Origin of the sequence: Affinundibacterium fentianense (assembly GCF_018139545.1) — a bacterium.
In the GTDB taxonomy this organism is placed as follows: Bacteria; Pseudomonadota; Gammaproteobacteria; order Burkholderiales; family Burkholderiaceae_D; genus Undibacterium; species Undibacterium fentianense.
Genome location: NZ_JAGSPJ010000002.1, coordinates 548933 through 568925 on the forward strand (window position 1 = coordinate 548933; position 19993 = coordinate 568925).

Annotated in this window: 15 protein-coding genes and 4 tRNA genes; all 19 read right to left on the reverse strand. The window is 46.3% G+C overall.

From position 1 onward, the window contains the following. Nucleotides 1–26: 26 nt before the first annotated feature. The 19 genes from KDM90_RS07120 to KDM90_RS07210 all read right to left on the reverse strand — a co-directional run bounded on the left by KDM90_RS07120 (nt 27) and on the right by KDM90_RS07210 (nt 19823). Nucleotides 27–1397 carry a formimidoylglutamate deiminase gene (locus tag KDM90_RS07120; RefSeq protein WP_212674883.1) on the reverse strand — a complete coding sequence of 457 codons (1371 nt, stop codon included), beginning with the start codon at nt 1395–1397 and terminating at the stop codon, nt 27–29. Beyond that, nucleotides 1394–2212 (reverse strand): N-formylglutamate deformylase, encoded by an 819-nt coding sequence (hutG, locus tag KDM90_RS07125; protein ID WP_212674884.1) that lies wholly within the window; start codon nt 2210–2212, stop codon nt 1394–1396. Before hutG ends, KDM90_RS07120 begins: the two co-directional genes overlap by 4 nt. 114 nt (nt 2213–2326) lie before the next feature. Continuing rightward, complete coding sequence (locus KDM90_RS07130) at nt 2327–2998, reverse strand: SPOR domain-containing protein (protein WP_212674885.1); 672 nt, start codon at nt 2996–2998, stop codon at nt 2327–2329. A gap of 54 nt (nt 2999–3052) precedes the next feature. Further along, the gene (locus tag KDM90_RS07135) at nt 3053–3853 is read right to left on the reverse strand and encodes a type III pantothenate kinase (RefSeq protein ID WP_230409657.1); all 801 of its coding nucleotides are present in this window, start codon (nt 3851–3853) and stop codon (nt 3053–3055) included. Between the two features lie 33 nt (nt 3854–3886). Beyond that, nucleotides 3887–4681, reverse strand: coding sequence for a biotin--[acetyl-CoA-carboxylase] ligase (locus tag KDM90_RS07140; protein WP_212674886.1), 795 nt, complete (start codon nt 4679–4681; stop codon nt 3887–3889). A 128-nt stretch (nt 4682–4809) separates the two neighbouring features. Continuing rightward, on the reverse strand, nt 4810–9039 hold the full coding sequence (gene rpoC / locus KDM90_RS07145; RefSeq protein WP_212674887.1) for a DNA-directed RNA polymerase subunit beta': 4230 nt from the start codon (nt 9037–9039) through the stop codon (nt 4810–4812). 254 nt (nt 9040–9293) lie between these two features. Then, entirely contained in the window at nt 9294–13400 is a 4107-nt protein-coding gene (gene rpoB, locus KDM90_RS07150; RefSeq protein WP_212674888.1) for a DNA-directed RNA polymerase subunit beta, read from the reverse strand. A gap of 268 nt (nt 13401–13668) precedes the next feature. Continuing rightward, complete coding sequence (rplL, locus tag KDM90_RS07155; protein ID WP_212674889.1) at nt 13669–14043, reverse strand: 50S ribosomal protein L7/L12; 375 nt, start codon at nt 14041–14043, stop codon at nt 13669–13671. Between the two features lie 73 nt (nt 14044–14116). Then, the gene (gene rplJ / locus KDM90_RS07160) at nt 14117–14614 is read right to left on the reverse strand and encodes a 50S ribosomal protein L10 (protein ID WP_189347197.1); all 498 of its coding nucleotides are present in this window, start codon (nt 14612–14614) and stop codon (nt 14117–14119) included. A 308-nt stretch (nt 14615–14922) separates the two neighbouring features. Next, nucleotides 14923–15618: a 50S ribosomal protein L1 gene (gene rplA, locus KDM90_RS07165; RefSeq protein ID WP_212674890.1), complete on the reverse strand. Its 696-nt coding sequence runs from the start codon at nt 15616–15618 to the stop codon at nt 14923–14925. Next, nucleotides 15618–16049 carry a 50S ribosomal protein L11 gene (gene rplK / locus KDM90_RS07170; RefSeq protein WP_212674891.1) on the reverse strand — a complete coding sequence of 144 codons (432 nt, stop codon included), beginning with the start codon at nt 16047–16049 and terminating at the stop codon, nt 15618–15620. The genes rplA and rplK overlap by 1 nt, the downstream gene beginning before the upstream one ends. 123 nt (nt 16050–16172) lie before the next feature. After that, a complete protein-coding gene (nusG, locus tag KDM90_RS07175) occupies nt 16173–16778 on the reverse strand; it encodes a transcription termination/antitermination protein NusG (RefSeq protein ID WP_212674892.1) in 606 nt (201 codons plus the stop codon). Then, complete coding sequence (secE, locus tag KDM90_RS07180; protein ID WP_212674893.1) at nt 16778–17158, reverse strand: preprotein translocase subunit SecE; 381 nt, start codon at nt 17156–17158, stop codon at nt 16778–16780. The genes nusG and secE overlap by 1 nt, the downstream gene beginning before the upstream one ends. A 37-nt stretch (nt 17159–17195) precedes the next feature. After that, a tRNA-Trp gene (locus KDM90_RS07185) sits at nt 17196–17271 on the reverse strand. A gap of 71 nt (nt 17272–17342) precedes the next feature. Then, complete coding sequence (gene tuf / locus KDM90_RS07190; RefSeq protein WP_212674894.1) at nt 17343–18533, reverse strand: elongation factor Tu; 1191 nt, start codon at nt 18531–18533, stop codon at nt 17343–17345. 91 nt (nt 18534–18624) lie between these two features. After that, nucleotides 18625–18699, reverse strand: a tRNA-Thr gene (locus KDM90_RS07195). 41 nt (nt 18700–18740) lie between these two features. Further along, nucleotides 18741–18814, reverse strand: a tRNA-Gly gene (locus tag KDM90_RS07200). Nucleotides 18815–18856: 42 nt separating this feature from the next. Continuing rightward, nucleotides 18857–18941 (reverse strand) — tRNA-Tyr (locus tag KDM90_RS07205). A gap of 135 nt (nt 18942–19076) precedes the next feature. Continuing rightward, nucleotides 19077–19823, reverse strand: a complete 747-nt coding sequence (locus KDM90_RS07210) for an MgtC/SapB family protein (protein WP_212674895.1) — start codon at nt 19821–19823, stop codon at nt 19077–19079. Nucleotides 19824–19993: the final 170 nt, after the last annotated feature.

Consider the following 19993-nt stretch of genomic DNA (forward strand, 5'->3'; position numbering starts at 1 on the left):
TTCGAAACCAATCAAACCATATACCATCAGCTTAGACTTCGCAGTTGCCGCATACAAGTACGATACTCCTGCTGAATCCTCTCTTGATCGTGATGTCGTCCATTCTCGACCAGCAAGTTACCACCAACATACACATCACGAATCATAGGATCATTTCCAGCAAATACCACTGTACTTAACACTTCGGGCGCCGACAAATCTTGCAAATTCGGATGTGTATCGTCAAAGACCATGAAATCCGCACGTTTCCCCTTTTCCAGCGAGCCAACCGCTCGGCCAGTTGCTTGCGCTCCGCCAGCAAGACATTGCTGCCACAAATAATCTGCGACTCTACGCTGCCCTTGGATGCTCGCAATATTGCGTCCTTGCGAGCGTAAGCGCTGACCATATTCAAGCCAGCGAATTTCCTCGATAACACTTTGAGACACATGGCTATCAGTCCCAATTCCAAATCGGCCTTGCGCAGCGATATAGGCAGGAAGCTCAAAAAAACCATCCCCCAGATTACCTTCAGTTGAAGTACAAATACCTGCTACAGATTGACTCGCGGCCATTGCAGCGATCTCGCTCTCGTTCAAGTGGGTCGCATGCACCAAGCACCATCGTTGATCAACAGACTGCGTATCGAAAAGCAACTCGACCGGCCTTCTCCCCGTCGCAGCAATACAGGCATTCACTTCACGCATTTGCTCTGCAATATGAATATGAATCGGACGATCTTTCGGTAACGCCGCAACCAATTCTGCAATCTGTTGTGTACTAGCAGCACGCAGAGAATGCGGAGCAACGCCGACTTCAACCTGCGCATCCCTTTGCGACTCAAGTCGTTCAACGATGCGTAAAATCTCATCCACGCTAGTGTTAAAACGCCGCTGATCTTCGCGTAGAGGCTGCAACTGAAAATCTGCGTAACTGTACAAGACAGGCAACATAGTCATACCAATGCCGGTATGGCGCGCGGCATCAATCACACGTTGCGATGTTTCGGCTCTGTCTTCAAACCACTCTCCTTTGGGATCGCGGTGTACATAATGAAATTCGCAAATCGACGTGTAGCCATGGCGCAGACATTCCATATATAGTTGCGCTGCAATTACTCGCATTTGCTCAGGCGTAATCGCTAATGCAAAACGATACATTAAGTCCCGCCAAGTCCAGAAACTATCAGGCCCCTCACCCGCGATTTCTGTCATCCCTGCCATCGCGCGTTGAAATGCATGTGAATGGAGATTGCTCATCCCAGGTGATACAAAGCCAACCTGCTTTTCAAACGGGCTAGCCTGAGCATTGAATTCAATTTCCGTGAAATCACCTACTTGATTCCAATGAAGTCGAACATTGCTTGCCCATCCTGTCGACAGTAAGGCGTTTTTTGCGAAAAGTGTGTTGGTACTCATCTGATTTGCCTATCGCCGTTCTGTCCAGCCCAACTCAAACACGCCCGCAGCAACTGGCCTAACAATGGCTGAATTTGTGCTGCTAGATCTTCCCGATAGCTGAAAGGGAAATCCTCGTCCATATAGACACATTGACTCATTTCAAGTTGAACTGCATGAATATTCTCGGCTGGTTGCCCATACTGCCGCGTAATATATCCGCCTTTAAAACGCCCATTAAAAACGTGTGAATAAGGCGTAGCACTCGTCTCCATATGCTCCGCAAGCAATCGCTGCAAACTTGGTGCGCAAGAACGTTGATCAGCCGTTCCAAAATTTAGGTCTGGCAATTTTCCTTCGAAAAATCGAGGGACATGGGATGCAATCGAATGAGCATCCCAAAGAATCGCGATACCATGCGCCGCTTTCATACGCGCTAGCTCCGCTTGAATTTGTGAATGATAGGGTGACCAATACTCTCGAATTCGATGTGCGACCTCATCCGAATTGGGCATTTTCCCTTCTAAATATAAAGCTTGCTTTGCAAACGTATCAACTGGACACAAACCTGTCGTGTCCTGACCAGGATACAAATTCATATCATCAGATGGCCGATTCAAGTCGATCACATAGCGGGAGTAACGTGCTTGAATACTGGAAGCACCGAATTCGTCTCGCATATTGTAAAGCAGTGGCAAATGCCAATCGGTATCCGCTTTCAATTGTGCAATCGGATCCATTTGGGCCGCAATTTGTTCAGGAATTTCCGTGCCGACATGGGGCATAGAAATGAGTAAAGGTACTTGACCTTGGTGGAAGTGATAAGATGTGGACATAAGAGTTTTTATTTCATTGCGAAATCAACGAGCAAGACGCGCTCATTGATTGCCGATTTTCATTTGCGATTGCGGTCGAGATCCCTCAGCTTTGTGGCGCCATTGATTGTAGCTCTAGTCGGACTTCGCTTTACATTCTTGCAGCGTGGTACTCGCAAAATTGGATTTCAACTGTTCCAAAATTTGACGCTCATCGCTGCTCAATTCCTGTACGCGATAATGTACTTTAGCCGAGCTTACCGTACGAGGTGCCAATTTTGCCTCCTTCAAACCTTTTTTTGCCAAGTTGGCTAAATGGGCTTTTGCTGCCTCTGGCGTTTTAAATACCCCTAATGAGATGCCCCACCGCATTGGGCTTTGATCCTGAACGATATAGAACTCAGCGATACCCAATTTACGTAGTTGTGCAGCTTTTTTTTCTGCGGCATCTTTACTGCCTAAAGACGGCAAATAAACCATATTATTCGCAACTTCAGATAGCTCGGTTCGAGTTAAGCGGGTCGCCAACTCAAGCGTTTTCAATTTTTCGTCAAATGCTTTTGCATCGGCAGCACTAAAACCAGACAACTCTACGCAGCTGAGTTTGACTTCCGCCTGTTTGCCATGCGCTTCAATCAAATCTTGTGCCGCGTTCGCGCTGAGCAACTTGATTTTGTCGGCATTTTTTTCGAGCTTCATACGTGATGGCTCGCGCTCATCGTCAGACCATTTACCGAGATAGCCCAAATTTAAGGCAAGCAAAAGGCCATTGATAATCAGGAAAATCCAAAAGAAAAATCTCAACATACGCTCTCTTTTACGTTCTATCAGGCATCGATTTAGAAATGTGGGAAATGTCCATCAACAGTTTTCAGAATGAGCGAAAAAATAAAGGCCTCGCATGACCAAATTTTCGATATGCTGCCAAGTAATTCCCGCATGTTTCCGCAACTCCGGCAAAATGTACGCTGCCGCCCCACCTGAAATAATCAATTGTACAGTCGGACCATTACTTTTTTCTAATTCGTTCACTGCACAAAGGATGGCACCGATTTGCGCATGGATGCATCCACTTATTATTGCCTGTTCGGTATTTTTTCCAAATAAGGATTGCAAACCTGAGTCAGCTGGAATATGGGGGAGTTGCGCGGTGCTGAGTGCCAGTGATGAGGCCATTAATTGCAGCCCTGGCAGGATCAAGCCGCCAAGAAATGTCCCATTGGGAGTCACTGCATCAATCGTCGTCGCGGTACCACAAGTTGCAACAATGAGTGCTTCCTTTGGAACAGTCGCGTGGGCACCAATCGCAGCAGCAAATCGGTCAGACCCTAGTCGACTCGGCTGAGTGTAAAGATTAGTCAATCCAGCACAATGTTCCGATGACACAAAACGACGTATGGCCATTGTTGGATGGGATTTCAGCAATATTTGTTCTAACTGCTGCTGTAGTTTTTCTCCGGCCACGTTTGACACCACACAGCGACGTATCGGCAACTCTTGAATGATGGGATTCAATTGCGCAAGATCACTATGCGGCAGGGTGCCGCTAGCGAGCCAAACCGGTGAAACGGCCACAGTCTGTTCAAGCACAGTCGCCCATTTAAGACGTGTATTTCCTACGTCGATCAACAGCAGAACAGATGAATTTTCGGACATCGACATAGATAGTCGCTATTTCATTGCAAAGTAGACATTCTATTCCAATGCACGCAAAGACACATCACCTGTATGTATTCTCTGGATCCCTGCGCTGGTTCGTAGCAACATACAGCCATCTTCATCGACGCCCATTGCGATGCCTTGCTGCTTTACTATACCGCGATCAAGAATAGATACCGTTTGTTGAGCATAGGCATGCAATTGATTCCAGCGATCATGGAAGGGTCGAAATCCTAGCACATTAAATTCCGTCAACATACTTTGCAGCGCTTGCAGAAGTTCCGCTAAAAGATCGTTGGGATTCATTTGGGCCAACCATGGAAGATCTGCGACGGCCTGTCCAATTTCATTTTCAAGTGCACTTGATGCACGTAAATTCAGTCCGATTCCAATTACAGCCCAATTGGTTAGATTTAATCCAACCTGGGTTTCAATCAGGACACCACCAAGTTTCTTTCCTTCTTTTAAAAGATCATTCGGCCACTTTAAACTAACTGGCGCGCCCAATTGGCGCAGTCGCTCAGCTATCACCACACCAACTGCGAGCGATAAACCAGACAATCTTTGCATAGAGCAGTCGAATGGCCAAGCGATTGAGAATGTCAATGTAGCATCCGCTTGCGAATGCCAATTTCTCCCAGCACGCCCCTTCCCTGCAGTTTGATGACGTGCAATCAACACCGTGGGTAAATTGAGCTGCTTCACACGAGCCATTAAATCAGCATTGGTTGATCCTGTCTCATCCACAACTTCAATCGCTATTGGGCTTGGATAAGCGGCTGCCGTCAATTGATGTAAGGCGTTTTCAATTAAGGAAATATCTAACGACATTTTTTCTCAAGTTATATGTACTACATTCAACAATTTAATACTGTCTATCACAAATAAAAACGGCACCGTAGCTTAACTACGGTGCCGTTCTCATTCTATCAAGCTACTTGATCGCTTTAATGAGCGATTCAGATCTCACCTGGAGTAGCATCTGACGCTGCTACTTCTGGAGCCGGAGCAAAAATTTCTTTCTCTGCTGCTAACAAGGCTGCACGTTCATCGGCTTCCCAAGATTCTTTCATCTTGCGAGCGCGGTGGTATGCGAGACCTGTACCAGCTGGAATCAAACGACCAACAATGACGTTTTCTTTCAAGCCGCGCAGTGTATCTTTCTTGCCCATGATCGCTGCTTCTGTGAGAACACGTGTGGTCTCTTGGAAGGAAGCGGCAGAGATGAAAGAATCTGTCGACAAGGACGCTTTGGTAATACCTAACAAGATATTTTCGTAAGTTGCTGGAATACCATTCGCCGCTGTTACGCGATCGTTTTCGCCCAACAAGTCAGAACGTTCAACTTGTTCACCAACGATGTAGTTAGTATCACCTGGATTCACAACCACAACACGACGCAACATTTGACGTACGATCACTTCAATGTGCTTATCATTGATCTTAACGCCTTGTAAGCGATAAACGTCTTGAACTTCGTCAACGATGTAACGTGCCAAGGCTTCGATACCCAACAAGCGCAAGATGTCTTGTGGATCAGCTGGGCCGTCAACAATCATCTCACCTTTGTTCACAACTTGACCGTCATGGACCAAGACTTGTTTATCTTTGGTGATCAAGAACTCGTGTTTCTGACCATCCATGTCGGTGATTTCCAGACGTTGCTTACCTTTGGTTTCTTTACCAAACGCAACCGTACCAGTCACTTCTGCCAACATACCAGCGTCTTTTGGTGAACGCGCTTCGAACAATTCCGCAACACGTGGGAGACCACCGGTAATATCACGGGTTTTTTGTGATTCAGTTGGGATACGCGCCAATACTTCACCAACGTGAACTTGTTGACCGTCTTTCACTGTAATCAAAGCACCAACTTGGAAACCAATCGTTACCGCGTGCTCAGTGCCAGAAATTTTCACTTCTTCACCAGCTTCGTTCAACAATTTAACTTGTGGACGCAAGCTCTTACCACCAGCAGAACCACGACGTTTCGCATCGATAACAACCAATGTGGACAAACCAGTCACATCATCAACCTGCTTAGCAACCGTCACGCCTTCTTCGACGTTTTCAAACTTCACTTGACCGGTGTATTCAGTAATGATCGGACGAGTCAATGGATCCCAAGTCGCCAAATCTGTACCTGCTTTGATCGTCATGCCGTCTTTTACGATCAAGGTTGCACCGTAAGGTACTTTATGACGTTCACGTTCACGACCGTGATCATCCGTGATCAAGACTTCACCAGAACGGGAAATCACGATTTGATCGCCTTTACCATTGGTAACATAACGCATCGTCGCTGTGAAACGAATTGTACCGTTAGATTTTGCTTCAACAGAAGAAGCAATCGCTGCACGAGAAGCCGCACCACCAATGTGGAACGTACGCATCGTCAACTGTGTACCTGGTTCACCGATGGACTGCGCAGCGATAACACCGACAGACTCACCTGCATTCACCAAGTTACCACGACCCAAATCACGACCGTAGCACATTGCGCACAAACCGTAGCGTGTGTCACATGTCAATGGCGTACGTACTTTCACTTCGTCGATGCCCAAGGCTTCGATTTCCTCGACCATGAATTCGTCGAGCAAGGTGCCAGCAGCGTACAGTGTTTCTTGCGTTTCTGGATTCACGATATCATTTGCAGCAACACGACCCAAGATCAAATCGCGCAAAGGTACGTTCACTTCACCACCTTCAACGATCGCCTTCATTGAAGAACCGTTGGATGTGCCGCAATCGTCTTCGATCACAACCAGATCTTGCGTAACGTCAACCAAACGACGTGTCAAGTAACCGGAGTTCGCTGTCTTCAACGCCGTATCTGCCAGACCTTTACGTGCACCGTGCGTAGAAATAAAGTACTGGAGAACGTTCAAACCTTCGCGGAAGTTCGCAGTAATCGGTGTTTCAATAATCGAGCCGTCTGGTTTCGCCATCAGACCACGCATACCTGCCAACTGACGAATCTGTGCTGCAGAACCACGCGCACCGGAGTCAGCCATCATGTAAATCGCGTTGAATGATTCTTGTGTACCTTGTGTGCCGTCACGACGTGTTACTGGTTCAACTTTGAGCTGTTCCATCATCGCCTTGCCGACTTCGTCACCTGTTTTACCCCAGATGTCGACCACTTTATTGTAACGTTCGCCTGCTGTCACCAAACCGGATGCATATTGCTGTTCGATTTGTTTCACTTCGTGCTCAGCAGCCGCCAACAAAGTGACTTTTTGTGGTGGTACCAACATGTCGTCGATACAGATAGAAATACCAGCACGTGTCGCCAAGCGGAAGCCAGACTGCATCAATTGATCCGCAAACACCACCGTCGCGCGCAAACCGCACTTACGGAAGGATGTATCGATCAATTTGGAAATTTCTTTTTTCTTCAAAGGACGATTTAAAACTGAGAATGGCAAGCCTTTTGGCAAGATCTCAGACAGGATCGCACGACCCACTGTCGTTTCGTAACGCTTAACTGTTTTAACGAATTCACCAGTCGCTTTATCTTTTGGATATTCAGTAATACGTACTGTGATACGTGTCGCCAATTCCACTTCTTTGTTATCCCAAGCACGAATCGCTTCCGATACGTCTGGGAACATCATGCCCTCACCCTTACCATTGATGGCTTCGCGTGATGCATAGTAGAGACCCAACACGATATCCTGAGAAGGCACAATCGATGGTTCACCATTGGATGGGAACAAAATATTGTTAGAAGCGAGCATCAATGTGCGTGCTTCCATTTGCGCTTCGATAGACAAAGGAACGTGAACCGCCATTTGGTCACCGTCGAAGTCAGCATTGAATGCCGCGCAGACGAGTGGGTGCAATTGGATCGCTTTACCTTCGATCAAGACTGGTTCGAACGCTTGAATACCTAAACGGTGCAAAGTTGGCGCACGGTTCAACATGATCGGATGTTCGCGAATCACTTCTTCCAAGATATCCCAAACGACTGGCTCTTGAATTTCAACAAGTTTCTTCGCTGCTTTGATCGTTGTTGCCAAGCCCATCAATTCCAATTTATTGAAAATAAATGGTTTGAACAATTCCAAGGCCATCAACTTTGGCAAACCGCATTGGTGCAATTTCAGTTGTGGACCAACCACGATAACGGAACGACCAGAGTAGTCAACGCGTTTACCCAACAAGTTTTGACGGAAACGACCGCCCTTACCTTTGATCATTTCTGCCAAAGATTTCAAAGGACGTTTGTTTGCACCTGTCATTGCTTTACCGCGACGACCATTGTCTAACAAGGAGTCAACCGCTTCTTGCAACATACGCTTTTCATTGCGCGTGATGATTTCCGGAGCGCGCAATTCCATCAAGCGCTTCAAACGGTTATTACGGTTAATGACGCGACGATACAAATCGTTCAAATCAGAAGTCGCGAAACGGCCACCATCCAAAGGTACCAATGGACGCAATTCTGGCGGCAATACTGGCAACACTTCCATGATCATCCAGTCTGGCTTGATACCAGAACGTTGGAAGGCTTCCAATACTTTCAAACGCTTAGAATACTTCTTGATCTTCGCTTCAGATTTGGATTCTTTGAGTTCAGTGCGCAAAGTTTCTGCATCACGATCGATGTCGATAGAACGCAACAATTCACGGATACCTTCGGCACCCATGAACGCGGTGAATTCGTCACCGTATTCTTCGTACTTCGCAGCGTAATCATCTTCAGACATGATTTGGCATTTTTTCAGCGGAGTCATGCCCGGATCAGTCACAACATATGCTTCAAAATACAAAACGCGTTCGATATCGCGCAAAGTCATGTCGAGCACCATGCCCAAACGGGATGGCAAGGATTTCAAGAACCAGATATGTGCTGTTGGGGAAGCCAACTCGATGTGGCCCATGCGTTCACGACGCACTTTCGCCAAAGTGACTTCAACGCCGCACTTTTCGCAGATCACACCGCGATGTTTCAAACGTTTGTACTTACCGCACAAGCATTCGTAATCTTTAATTGGGCCAAAAATCTTCGCGCAGAACAAACCATCACGTTCTGGCTTGAACGTACGGTAGTTGATTGTTTCTGGCTTTTTAACTTCGCCATAGGACCATGAACGGATTTTTTCTGGAGACGCGAGACCAATTTTGATCGCGTCGAATTGTTCATTGGGCTGAACTTGCTTGAATAGATCGAGCAGGGCTTTCATGTATTGCACTCCAGTGAAGTGTTGAATCGCTTGTGCTTATGGAACGCATTTGATCTGCTTTAAGTTTAACCCTGTTCGCATTAGCGGGAGAGCCTGTTCGACTTCTTGATCGAACCAAGTTCCGCAAAATACCGGGAACAAAAAACACAAAAAATGTTAGTCCATCTGAATGACCAACGCCCGAAATGAATTCGGGCGAAGGTTTACTACCAATTTACTAATTTAAATCTGATTAATGACAGATCAAGTGCCAATCAACTACGCTCTAGATCGATATCGATACCTAAAGAACGAATCTCTTTAACGAGAACGTTGAAGGACTCAGGCATACCAGCGTCGATCACGTGATCACCTTTAACGAGATTTTCGTACACTTTCGTACGACCATTCACGTCATCGGACTTCACAGTCAACATCTCTTGCAAGACGTAAGACGCGCCGTACGCTTCGAGTGCCCACACCTCCATCTCACCGAAACGCTGACCACCGAATTGTGCTTTACCGCCCAATGGTTGTTGTGTCACGAGAGAGTACGGACCAGTCGAACGTGCATGCATCTTGTCATCAACCAAGTGATGCAATTTCAAGACGTGCATGTAACCAACGGTTACATTACGTTCAAACGCTTCACCAGTGCGACCGTCATACAAAGTCACTTGATTCTTCGATGGCGTCATACCTAATTGTTTCGCGATTGGATCTGGGTAAGCCAAATCCAACATGCGACGAATTTCAGATTCGTGCGCACCGTCAAACACTGGGGTTGCGAACGGTACACCTTTTTTCAGGTTGGACGTCAATTCCATGATTTCGTCATCGGACAAACCATCGATATCTTCAGACTTACCAGACTCGTTATAGATTTGCTTCAAGAAACCACGTAATTCTTCAACTTTCACTTTCGCGTTCAACATTTCGCCGATACGCAAGCCAAGACCTTTCGCTGCCCAACCTAAGTGAACTTCCAAAACCTGACCCACGTTCATCCGTGATGGAACACCCAATGGGTTCAACACGATGTCCGCTGGTGTACCATCGGCCATGTATGGCATATCTTCGACAGGAACAATGCGTGAAACGACACCCTTGTTACCGTGTCGACCCGCCATCTTGTCACCTGGTTGCAAACGACGTTTAACAGCTAAGTAAACCTTAACCATTTTTTGTACGCCTGGTGGCAACTCATCACCTTGCGTCAATTTCGTACGCTTTTCTTCAAACGCTAAATCGAACTGATGACGTTTTTCAGCGATAGAATCTTTGATCGCTTCGATAGCACGTGCTGCGTCTTCGTCCGCTGGGCGAATATCGAACCAGTGGTACTTATCAACCTCTGCTAAGTATTCCTTAGTAATCGTCGCACCTTTAGCCAATTTATTTGGACCACCGTTAGCGACTTTACCAACCAACATACGTTGCAAACGTTCGAAGGCATCGCCTTCCACAATACGCAACTGATCGTTCAAATCGAGGCGATAGCGCTTCAATTCATCATCGATAATTTGCTGTGCACGTTTGTCGCGTTGGATACCTTCACGTGTGAACACTTGAACGTCGATGACTGTACCAACCATGCCAGAAGGCACGCGTAGGGATGTATCTTTAACGTCAGAAGCTTTCTCACCGAAAATCGCACGCAAGAGTTTTTCTTCTGGTGTCAGTTGCGTTTCGCCTTTTGGTGTTACTTTACCGACCAGAGTATCGCCCGCTGTCACTTCCGCACCGATGTAGACGATACCGGATTCATCCAGACGTGCTAATTGGTTTTCAGCGAGGTTAGAGATATCACGTGTGATCTCTTCTGCACCCAACTTCGTATCACGTGCAACTGCAGACAACTCTTCGATATGAATCGATGTATAGCGATCATCAGCTACCACTTTTTCGGAGATCAAAATCGAATCTTCAAAGTTATAACCATTCCATGGCATAAATGCGATCAACATGTTTTGACCCAGAGCTAATTCGCCCAAGTCAGTTGATGCACCATCCGCCAACACGTCACCCTTCGCTACGATATCGCCAACTTTGACGATAGGACGTTGGTTGATGTTCGTGTTTTGGTTCGAACGTGTGTACTTGATCAAGTTGTAGATATCAACACCGACTTCACCCGCTTGCGCTTCCGCGTCATTCACACGAATAACAATACGGCCCGCATCGATGTAATCCACTTTACCACCGCGCAATGCTTGTACTGTGGTGCCGGAGTCGACCGCTACAGTGCGTTCAATACCTGTACCGACGAATGCTTTTTCTGGACGCAAGCAAGGAACTGCTTGACGTTGCATGTTGGCACCCATCAACGCACGGTTCGCATCATCGTGTTCCAGGAATGGAATCAAGGATGCCGCAACTGAAACAACCTGACCGGTAGCAACGTCCATGTATTGAACACGCTCTGGAGAAACCAAAATAGTTTCGCCAGCTTGACGAGATGAAACCAATTCATCGCACAAACTACCATTCGCATCAATCGTCGCGTTCGCCTGAGCGATGATGTAACGACCTTCTTCAATCGCGGACAAGTAATCGATCTGATTCGTGATCTTGCCGTCGATAACTTTACGGTATGGAGTTTCCAAGAAACCGTATTCGTTCAAACGCGCATACAAAGCCAAAGAGTTGATCAAACCAATGTTTGGTCCCTCTGGTGTTTCAATTGGACATACACGACCGTAGTGAGTTGGATGAACGTCACGTACCTCGAAGCCAGCACGTTCACGAGTCAAACCACCAGGTCCTAATGCGGAAATACGACGCTTATGCGTGATTTCTGACAATGGGTTAGTTTGATCCATAAACTGAGACAATTGTGAAGAACCGAAGAACTCACGGATTGCTGCAGAAATAGGCTTAGAGTTGATCAAATCGTGCGGCATCAAGTTGTCAGCCTCGGCTTGACCCAAACGCTCTTTAACAGCACGTTCAACACGGACTAAACCAGCACGGAATTGGTTCTCAGCCAATTCACCAACGCAACGTACACGGCGATTACCCAAGTGATCGATATCGTCGACTTCGCCGCGACCATTGCGCAACTCAACCAAGATCTTAATCACGGACAAAATATCGTCATCAGACAAAGTCATCGCACCGGTCAATTCATCGCGACCAATACGGCGATTGAATTTCATACGACCGACTGCGGACAAATCGTAACGATCTTCGTTGTAGAACAAACCGTTAAACAAGGCTTCTACAGAATCTTCAGTTGGCGGTTCGCCAGGACGCATCATGCGATAGATCGCAACACGTGCTGCCATTTGGTCAGCCGTGTCATCTGCCCGCAACGTTTGAGAGATGTACGCACCTTGATCAAGATCATTGGTGTACAAAGTTTGAATGTCAGTGACTTTTGCATCACGCAATTTCGCCAACAATTCTTCTGTCAACTCATCATTTGCATTCGCAACGACTTCGCCAGTATCCGCATCAACGATATTTTTCGCCAATACGCGACCAAGCAAATAGTCTTCTGGTACAGAAATCATCTTGATACCAGCAGATTCAATTTCACGCACATGCTTAGAATTGATACGCTTGTCTTTCGCAACGATCAACTTACCAGATTTATCTGAGATATCGAAACGCGCAACTTCACCGCGCAGACGCTCAGAAACGAATTCCATTTCTGCGCCATCGCTATGCAATGAGAAGTTATCGAATACGAAGAAGTTCGCCAAGATCTGTTCGTTCGTCATGCCGATCGCACGCAACAAGATCGTGACCGGCATCTTACGACGACGGTCAATACGGAAGAACAGAATGTCTTTTGGATCGAATTCAAAATCCAACCATGAACCACGGTAAGGAATGATGCGAGCCGAGAACAACAGCTTCCCTGAAGAATGTGTCTTGCCGCGATCGTGTTCGAAGAACACGCCAGGCGAACGGTGCAACTGAGACACAATAACGCGCTCAGTACCGTTGATCACGAACGAACCTGTCGTCGTCATGAGTGGCAATTCACCCATGTAGACTTCTTGTTCTTTCATCTCTTTGACAACAGGTTTCGTTGGAGATTCTTTATCGAGAATCACCAAACGCACTTTGGCCCGCAATGGCGAAGCAAAAGTCAAACCGCGCAGTTGACATTCCTTGACGTCGAAGGCTGGATCGCCTAAAACGTAGGAAAGAAATTCTAAACGAGCGAACCCATTGTGCGACACGATCGGGAAAATGGACGTGAAGGCTGACTGCAAGCCCTCATTTTTACGCGCAGACGGTGCTTTGTCGGCTTGCAAAAAGCCCAAATATGACTCGAGCTGGGTCGCCAGCAGGAACGGAACGTTGTGGACGTTAGCGCGTTTCGCAAAAGATTTACGAATGCGCTTCTTCTCAGTAAATGAGTAGTGCATGGACACTCCGTGAGTGGCAAGGAAGGATGGAGAATTCAGATTTCAAAACTTTTTTCCACGTAAATGACACTACAAGAAAAACCATCAAGAAACCTCAAGTCTCAGCCCTCACCTTATGAGATTCGGCTTAGGAAATTTCAACAAACTTACATTGAACCAACAATTCTGCCGCAAGAACGACAGAGAAGCCAAAGAGGAACCTTCTCTTGCAAGAAGATTCCTTTCTTTGACTTAGGCAAACTCGAAAGTCTGCCAGTATAGCACGGAATTACTTAACTTCAACTTTCGCGCCAGCTTCTTCCAATTTCTTCTTAGCAGCTTCAGCATCTGCTTTGGAAACAGCTTCTTTAACAGCTTTTGGTGCGCCATCAACGAGGTCTTTAGCTTCTTTCAAGCCCAAACCTGTGATTTCGCGAACTGCTTTAATAACGCTAACTTTGTTTGCGCCAGCTTCAGCCAGAATTACGTTGAATTCTGTTTGCTCTTCAGCAGCAGCAGCACCTGCGCCAGCAGCTGGACCAGCAACTGCCATCGCAGCTGCAGAAACGCCGAATTTTTCTTCGAAAGCTTTAACCAAGTCGTTCAAGTCCATTACGGACATCGCGCCTACGGCTTCCAAGATATCTTCTTTACTAATTGCCATTTGAAACTCCTAATTTTTTAAAAAACATCGATTCAGTATTTGACGGAAACATCAGCTACACGCTAATAAGCGATTAAGCAGCTTCTGCTTCTTTTTTCGCTGCCAAAGCTGCGAGGCCACGTGCGAAGCCAGATACAGGTGCCTGCATCATGCCCAACAATTGTGCCAACAGTACTTCGCGGCTTGGGATGCTTGCCAACGCAACAACACCAGCTTTGTCCAAAGACTTACCAGCGTAGTTACCAGCTTTAACGACCAACTTATCATTGCCTTTTGCAAAGTCATTAACAACTTTAGCAGCAGCAACAGCATCATCCGAGATCGCATAGATCAACGGACCTGTCATTTCGTTAGCCAGGCTTGCAAACGCAGTTCCCTCTACAGCGCGACGTGCAAGTGTATTTTTCAACACGCGCATGTATACGCCTTGAGCACGTGCTTGCGCACGCAATTGCGTCAAATGACCGACCTGGATGCCACGGTATTCAGCTACGACGATGGTCTGCGCAGTTGCTACTTTTGCAGAGACTTCAGCGACGACAGCCTTTTTGTCATTCAGATTGAGACTCACGGTCAACCTCCATTAATGATATTCAGTCGATACACCACAATGATGCATTTCCCTCATATCGTTTCGAACACGGCGTCCGAAGTTAGGAGCTTCACTGGGTTAGCAGTGGTCACTACAAAACTTGCTCGGGTACACCATCTGCGTTGGGCATCAAGAATTCCTTCTCAACAATTAACTTTTTAAACGAATTTAAAAAGCCCAACGGTCTTTGACACTCTGACTGCTTACAATCTTAAATCGGAAGCAATCAGCCCAAAGATGCGCCACCCACTTTGCAGCAGATGGACTTAATTTTGAAATCTACTTAATTAAGCAGACAAGTTAGCGTGGTCTACGCGTACGCCTGCACCCATCGTGGATGAGATAGATACTTTACGTAGATAAACACCCTTACTTGTTGCTGGTTTAGCTTTGTTCAACGCGTCGATCAAGGCCAACAAGTTCGCTTTCAAATCGCCATCAGCGAAAGATTTACGACCGATTGTTGTGTGGATGATACCTGCCTTGTCCGTACGGTATTGAACTTGACCAGCTTTAGCGTTTTTAACTGCTGTAGCAACGTCAGGCGTTACAGTACCAACTTTTGGATTCGGCATCAAACCGCGTGGACCCAAAACTTGACCCAATGTACCAACGATACGCATTGTATCTGGAGAGGCGATCACAACATCAAATGGCATGTCGCCTGCTTTAACGCGTTCCGCCAAATCTTCCATACCAACGATATCTGCACCAGCAGCTTTAGCTTCTTCAGCTTTTGCACCTTGTGCGAATACCGCTACGCGAACTGTTTTACCTGTACCGGCTGGCAACACAACTGCGCCACGAACAACTTGGTCAGATTTCTTAGGATCAACACCGAGCTGAACAGAAACGTCGATAGATTCGTTGAATTTTGCAGTAGCACATTCTTTGATCAACGCGATAGCATTATCAAATGGGTACACTTTCAAACGGTCTACTTTAGTTTTCAGCAATTTTGCTTTTTTAGATAACTTAGCCATTACAGACCCTCCACCGTGATGCCCATGGAACGAGCGGAACCTGCGATTGTACGAACAGCAGCATCCAAATCAGCAGCAGTCAAATCTTTATTTTTGATTGTAGCGATTTCTTCAGCTTGCTTACGAGTCAACTTACCGACTTTGTCAGTATGTGGCTTAGCAGAACCTTTAGTGATGCCAGCTGCTTTTTTGATCAAGTAAGTTGCTGGCGGGGTCTTCATCACGAATGTGAAAGACTTATCAGCAAATGCTGTGATCACAACTGGAATTGGCATACCTGGTTCCATACCCTGAGTCTGCGCGTTAAACGCTTTGCAGAATTCCATGATATTCAAACCACGTTGACCCAATGCTGGACCGATTGGTGGGGATGGATTTGCTTTACCAGCTGGCACTTGCAGCTTGATAAAACCAATAATTTTCTTTGCCATGATGGCTCCTTCTATGGTTGAGTGGTAGCGCCTTTTAATCAAATTTCAATCAGAAGGCTCCTCGCTTTTTTCACTAGCATTTATATTTCTATACGGCGCCAGCCCCGCTTACTGCATAACTACTTATACTTTTTCGACTTGTGCAAATTCCAGATCAACTGGAGTAGCGCGACCAAAGATAGTTACATTGACGCGGACTTTTGACTTCGCGTAATTAACTTCTTCGACATTACCGTTGAAATCAGTGAATGGACCTTCTTTAATACGCACTACTTCACCCACTTCATACAATACTTTTGGCCTTGGTTTTTCAACACCATCCTGCACTTGCTGCAGAACTTTTTCGATTTCATGGCGTGGGATTGGCGCAGGCTTATTTGATTTACCACCAATAAAACCTGTCACTTTGCTTGTATTTTTCACCAAATGCCATGTGTCATCGGTCATTTCCATTTCTACAAAAACATAACTTGGAAACAAACGGCGTTCACTAACACTCTTTTTGCCATTCTTTACTTCGATAACTTCTTCGGTTGGCACAAGAATTTGACCAAACATATCTTGCATTTCTGCTCGCTCGATACGTTCCAGCAAAGCGCGCTGAACGCTCTTCTCCATGCCGGAATAGGCATGAACTGCGTACCATTTTTTTGCACTTTTAGGGACAGAAACACCAGAGTCTTGCTCTGGTGCGCTATCAATATTTTTCTCTGACGTTTGATCGCTCATTATTTAAGCCCAAGAATTACGTTCATAATCAAATATTCAAGAACTTTGTCGGTAGTGAACAAGAAGATTGACATAATCAATACAAACCCGAAAACCACCGCTGTCATCTGACCCGCCTCTTTGCGCGTCGGCCAAACGACTTTCTTAGCCTCACGAATCGATTCTTTAGCAAACGACACCAACTCGCGGCCAGTCTCAGAAATAAAGACCAACACAAGAGCCAATGCAAGGCCACCGAACAAAGCACCTAAACGCACATACTTCGCCTGACCAGCTAAGACATAAAATGCCACCACCCCAGCAACTGCAGCAGCAATTGCCAAAACAATTTTATATTTATCACTAGAAGTACTAACAGTTTGAACGGTTTGGTTAGACATGCTGATGTTTACTTTCGATGCCTTTTGGCCTTGATGGTGGCAGGGGCGGAGGGAATCGAACCCCCAGCCTACGGTTTTGGAGACCGTCGCTCTGCCAATTGAGCTACACCCCTACAACTAAGAACTTGGTAAGCAAAAACAGCGATCCATTCGGATCGCTATTTTTCACTTGAGAACTGCGATATTACTCGATGATTTTAGCAACAACACCAGCACCAACAGTACGACCACCTTCACGGATCGCGAAACGGAGACCTTCTTCCATCGCAATCGGGTTGATCAACTTAACTGTGATAGAAACGTTATCACCTGGCATCACCATTTCTTTATCCTTCGGCAACTCGATCGAACCAGTTACGTCCGTTGTACGGAAGTAGAACTGTGGACGGTAGTTGTTGAAGAATGGTGTATGACGACCACCTTCATCTTTAGACAAAACATAGATCTCGCCTGTGAAGTGGCTATGTGGCTTGATTGAACCTGGTTTCGCCAAAACTTGACCACGTTGGATATCTTCACGTTTAGTACCGCGCAACAATACACCTACGTTGTCGCCTGCTTGACCTTGGTCGAGCAATTTACGGAACATTTCAACACCAGTACACGTTGTTTTAACTGTGTCTTTGATACCAACGATTTCGATCTCTTCGCCGACTTTGATGATGCCGCGCTCAACACGACCAGTAACAACTGTACCGCGACCAGAAATAGAGAATACGTCTTCTACTGGCAACAAGAATGCGCCGTCAACAGCACGTTCTGGTGTAGGGATGTAAGAATCCAACGCATCAGCCAATTTCATGATCGCTTCTTCGCCCAATGGACCTTTGTCGCCTTCGAGCGCCAATTTTGCAGAACCTTGGATGATTGGCAAATCGTCGCCTGGGAATTCGTATTTAGACAATAATTCACGAACTTCCATTTCAACCAATTCCAACAACTCAGCGTCATCAACCATGTCGCATTTGTTCAAGAATACGATGATGTATGGAACACCAACTTGACGAGCCAACAAGATGTGCTCACGCGTTTGTGGCATTGGACCGTCTGCTGCGGAGCAAACCAAGATCGCGCCGTCCATCTGAGCAGCACCAGTAATCATGTTTTTAACATAATCAGCATGGCCTGGGCAGTCAACGTGTGCATAGTGACGCGCTGCTGTTTCGTATTCTACGTGTGCTGTATTAATTGTAATACCACGTGCTTTTTCTTCTGGAGCTGCATCGATTTCGTCGTATTTCTTTGCTTCGCCGCCGAATTTTGCTGACAATACTGTCGCAATCGCTGCTGTCAATGTCGTTTTACCGTGATCCACGTGACCAATTGTACCGACGTTAACGTGCGGCTTGGTGCGTTCGAACTTACCTTTTGCCATTTTAGACTCCTAACGATTGTGAGAGATCTTCTTAAGCTATCAGACACACGCCTGACAATAACAATGCGAAGATAATGAATTAAAACTACTCTGGTGCCCTTGACGTGGATTGAACACGTGGCCTCTCCCTTACCAAGGGAGTGCTCTACCACTGAGCTACAAGGGCAGCACCTGCACAAACCACATGCATCTTTAAAACTTTAAACTTGGAGCGGGTGAAGGGAATCGAACCCTCGTCTTAAGCTTGGAAGGCTTCGGCTCTACCATTGAGCTACACCCGCATACGAAACTGATCCGACTACTTCAGCTGCAAATATTTTGCCTGGTGGAGGGGGCTGGATTCGAACCAGCGTACTCAGAGAGAACAGATTTACAGTCTGTCGCCTTTAACCACTCGGCCACCCCTCCCAGGGAACCCCGAATTATGGAGATGTTCGATTTAACTGTCAATAGCTTTTTGTGAGGACAATCAAATTTTTTAATTTATCGAATCCATGTCTAGGTCGAAGTTAGGATGTTTATTTCATAAATTCAATGATTTAGCTAATTTCTAGCATGCGCCAATTGATATGACACCAATCCTTCAAATTTATTCATTTCCTCCGAAAGTAGACTTATTGACGTCGCAAGTTTTCTATTAAGGGCTACCGCGACAAATCGCCATTCACACATACCTTCTTTTGAGGAGATGATGATAGTTCCCCCTGCGACCTCATATCCACGCGCCATCGCCAATTGACGAATGGCAGCCTCGCTTGCCACAAAGCCCTCTCGAAATTGCATGACAATTGAAATTGCTTGGCGTGCAGGTAGCCAAGCTTCGAGTTTAAATACCCAAATCATACAGGCAGCCGAAAGAAAAGCGAGGAGTATGGCTGCCGCATAAAAGCCAACTCCAACTAAGATTCCGATCGCGGATGATGCCCAAAGAGAAGCGGCTGTGGTGAGCCCACTAATACTAAAGCCCTCTTTCATAATCACCCCAGCGCCCAAGAAACCAATCCCTGTGACTATGCCTTGTATGGTGCGCGAAGGATCAAGTGCGACAGGGGTAAGGGCACGCGCACCAAACCAGAAGTCTGGATAACCAGCGATCACCACCAAAGCGGCAGAAGCCATACATACAAGTCCATAAGTACGCATTCCTGCGGCACGTCCATGATAGGAACGCTCATACCCGACAACAAAACCTAATAGCATTGCACCAGTCAGGTTTAAGAAGATAATGGTATTTGCGCCTAATTCAGCATGCGACCAAAAATCTGCGGTATATGAAGCTAAAGTTGTCATAGACACACTCTCTCGTATTCATGTGGAGTTTTCAGTTTAGCAATTCATATCGTGACTGTCTAAACTATATGCTTGATTCATATTGTTTGCCACATTTCAACAACAAGGAACTTTTAATCCAGTTTGATAATCCGAACAGCGTCACAAAGTGCAGGTATATTCACAATATA

What these genes read in the sequence shown, in the direction of transcription:
- KDM90_RS07120 (WP_212674883.1), bottom strand. Translation starts at nt 1,397, where the DNA reads ATGAGTACCAACACACTTTTCGCAAAAAACGCCTTACTGTCGACAGGA.
- hutG (WP_212674884.1), bottom strand. Translation starts at nt 2,212, where the DNA reads ATGTCCACATCTTATCACTTCCACCAAGGTCAAGTACCTTTACTCATT.
- KDM90_RS07130 (WP_212674885.1), bottom strand. Translation starts at nt 2,998, where the DNA reads ATGTTGAGATTTTTCTTTTGGATTTTCCTGATTATCAATGGCCTTTTG.
- KDM90_RS07135 (WP_230409657.1), bottom strand. Translation starts at nt 3,853, where the DNA reads ATGTCGATGTCCGAAAATTCATCTGTTCTGCTGTTGATCGACGTAGGA.
- KDM90_RS07140 (WP_212674886.1), bottom strand. Translation starts at nt 4,681, where the DNA reads ATGTCGTTAGATATTTCCTTAATTGAAAACGCCTTACATCAATTGACG.
- rpoC (WP_212674887.1), bottom strand. Translation starts at nt 9,039, where the DNA reads ATGAAAGCCCTGCTCGATCTATTCAAGCAAGTTCAGCCCAATGAACAA.
- rpoB (WP_212674888.1), bottom strand. Translation starts at nt 13,400, where the DNA reads ATGCACTACTCATTTACTGAGAAGAAGCGCATTCGTAAATCTTTTGCG.
- rplL (WP_212674889.1), bottom strand. Translation starts at nt 14,043, where the DNA reads ATGGCAATTAGTAAAGAAGATATCTTGGAAGCCGTAGGCGCGATGTCC.
- rplA (WP_212674890.1), bottom strand. Translation starts at nt 15,618, where the DNA reads ATGGCTAAGTTATCTAAAAAAGCAAAATTGCTGAAAACTAAAGTAGAC.
- rplK (WP_212674891.1), bottom strand. Translation starts at nt 16,049, where the DNA reads ATGGCAAAGAAAATTATTGGTTTTATCAAGCTGCAAGTGCCAGCTGGT.
- nusG (WP_212674892.1), bottom strand. Translation starts at nt 16,778, where the DNA reads ATGAGCGATCAAACGTCAGAGAAAAATATTGATAGCGCACCAGAGCAA.
- secE (WP_212674893.1), bottom strand. Translation starts at nt 17,158, where the DNA reads ATGTCTAACCAAACCGTTCAAACTGTTAGTACTTCTAGTGATAAATAT.
- tuf (WP_212674894.1), bottom strand. Translation starts at nt 18,533, where the DNA reads ATGGCAAAAGGTAAGTTCGAACGCACCAAGCCGCACGTTAACGTCGGT.
- KDM90_RS07210 (WP_212674895.1), bottom strand. Translation starts at nt 19,823, where the DNA reads ATGACAACTTTAGCTTCATATACCGCAGATTTTTGGTCGCATGCTGAA.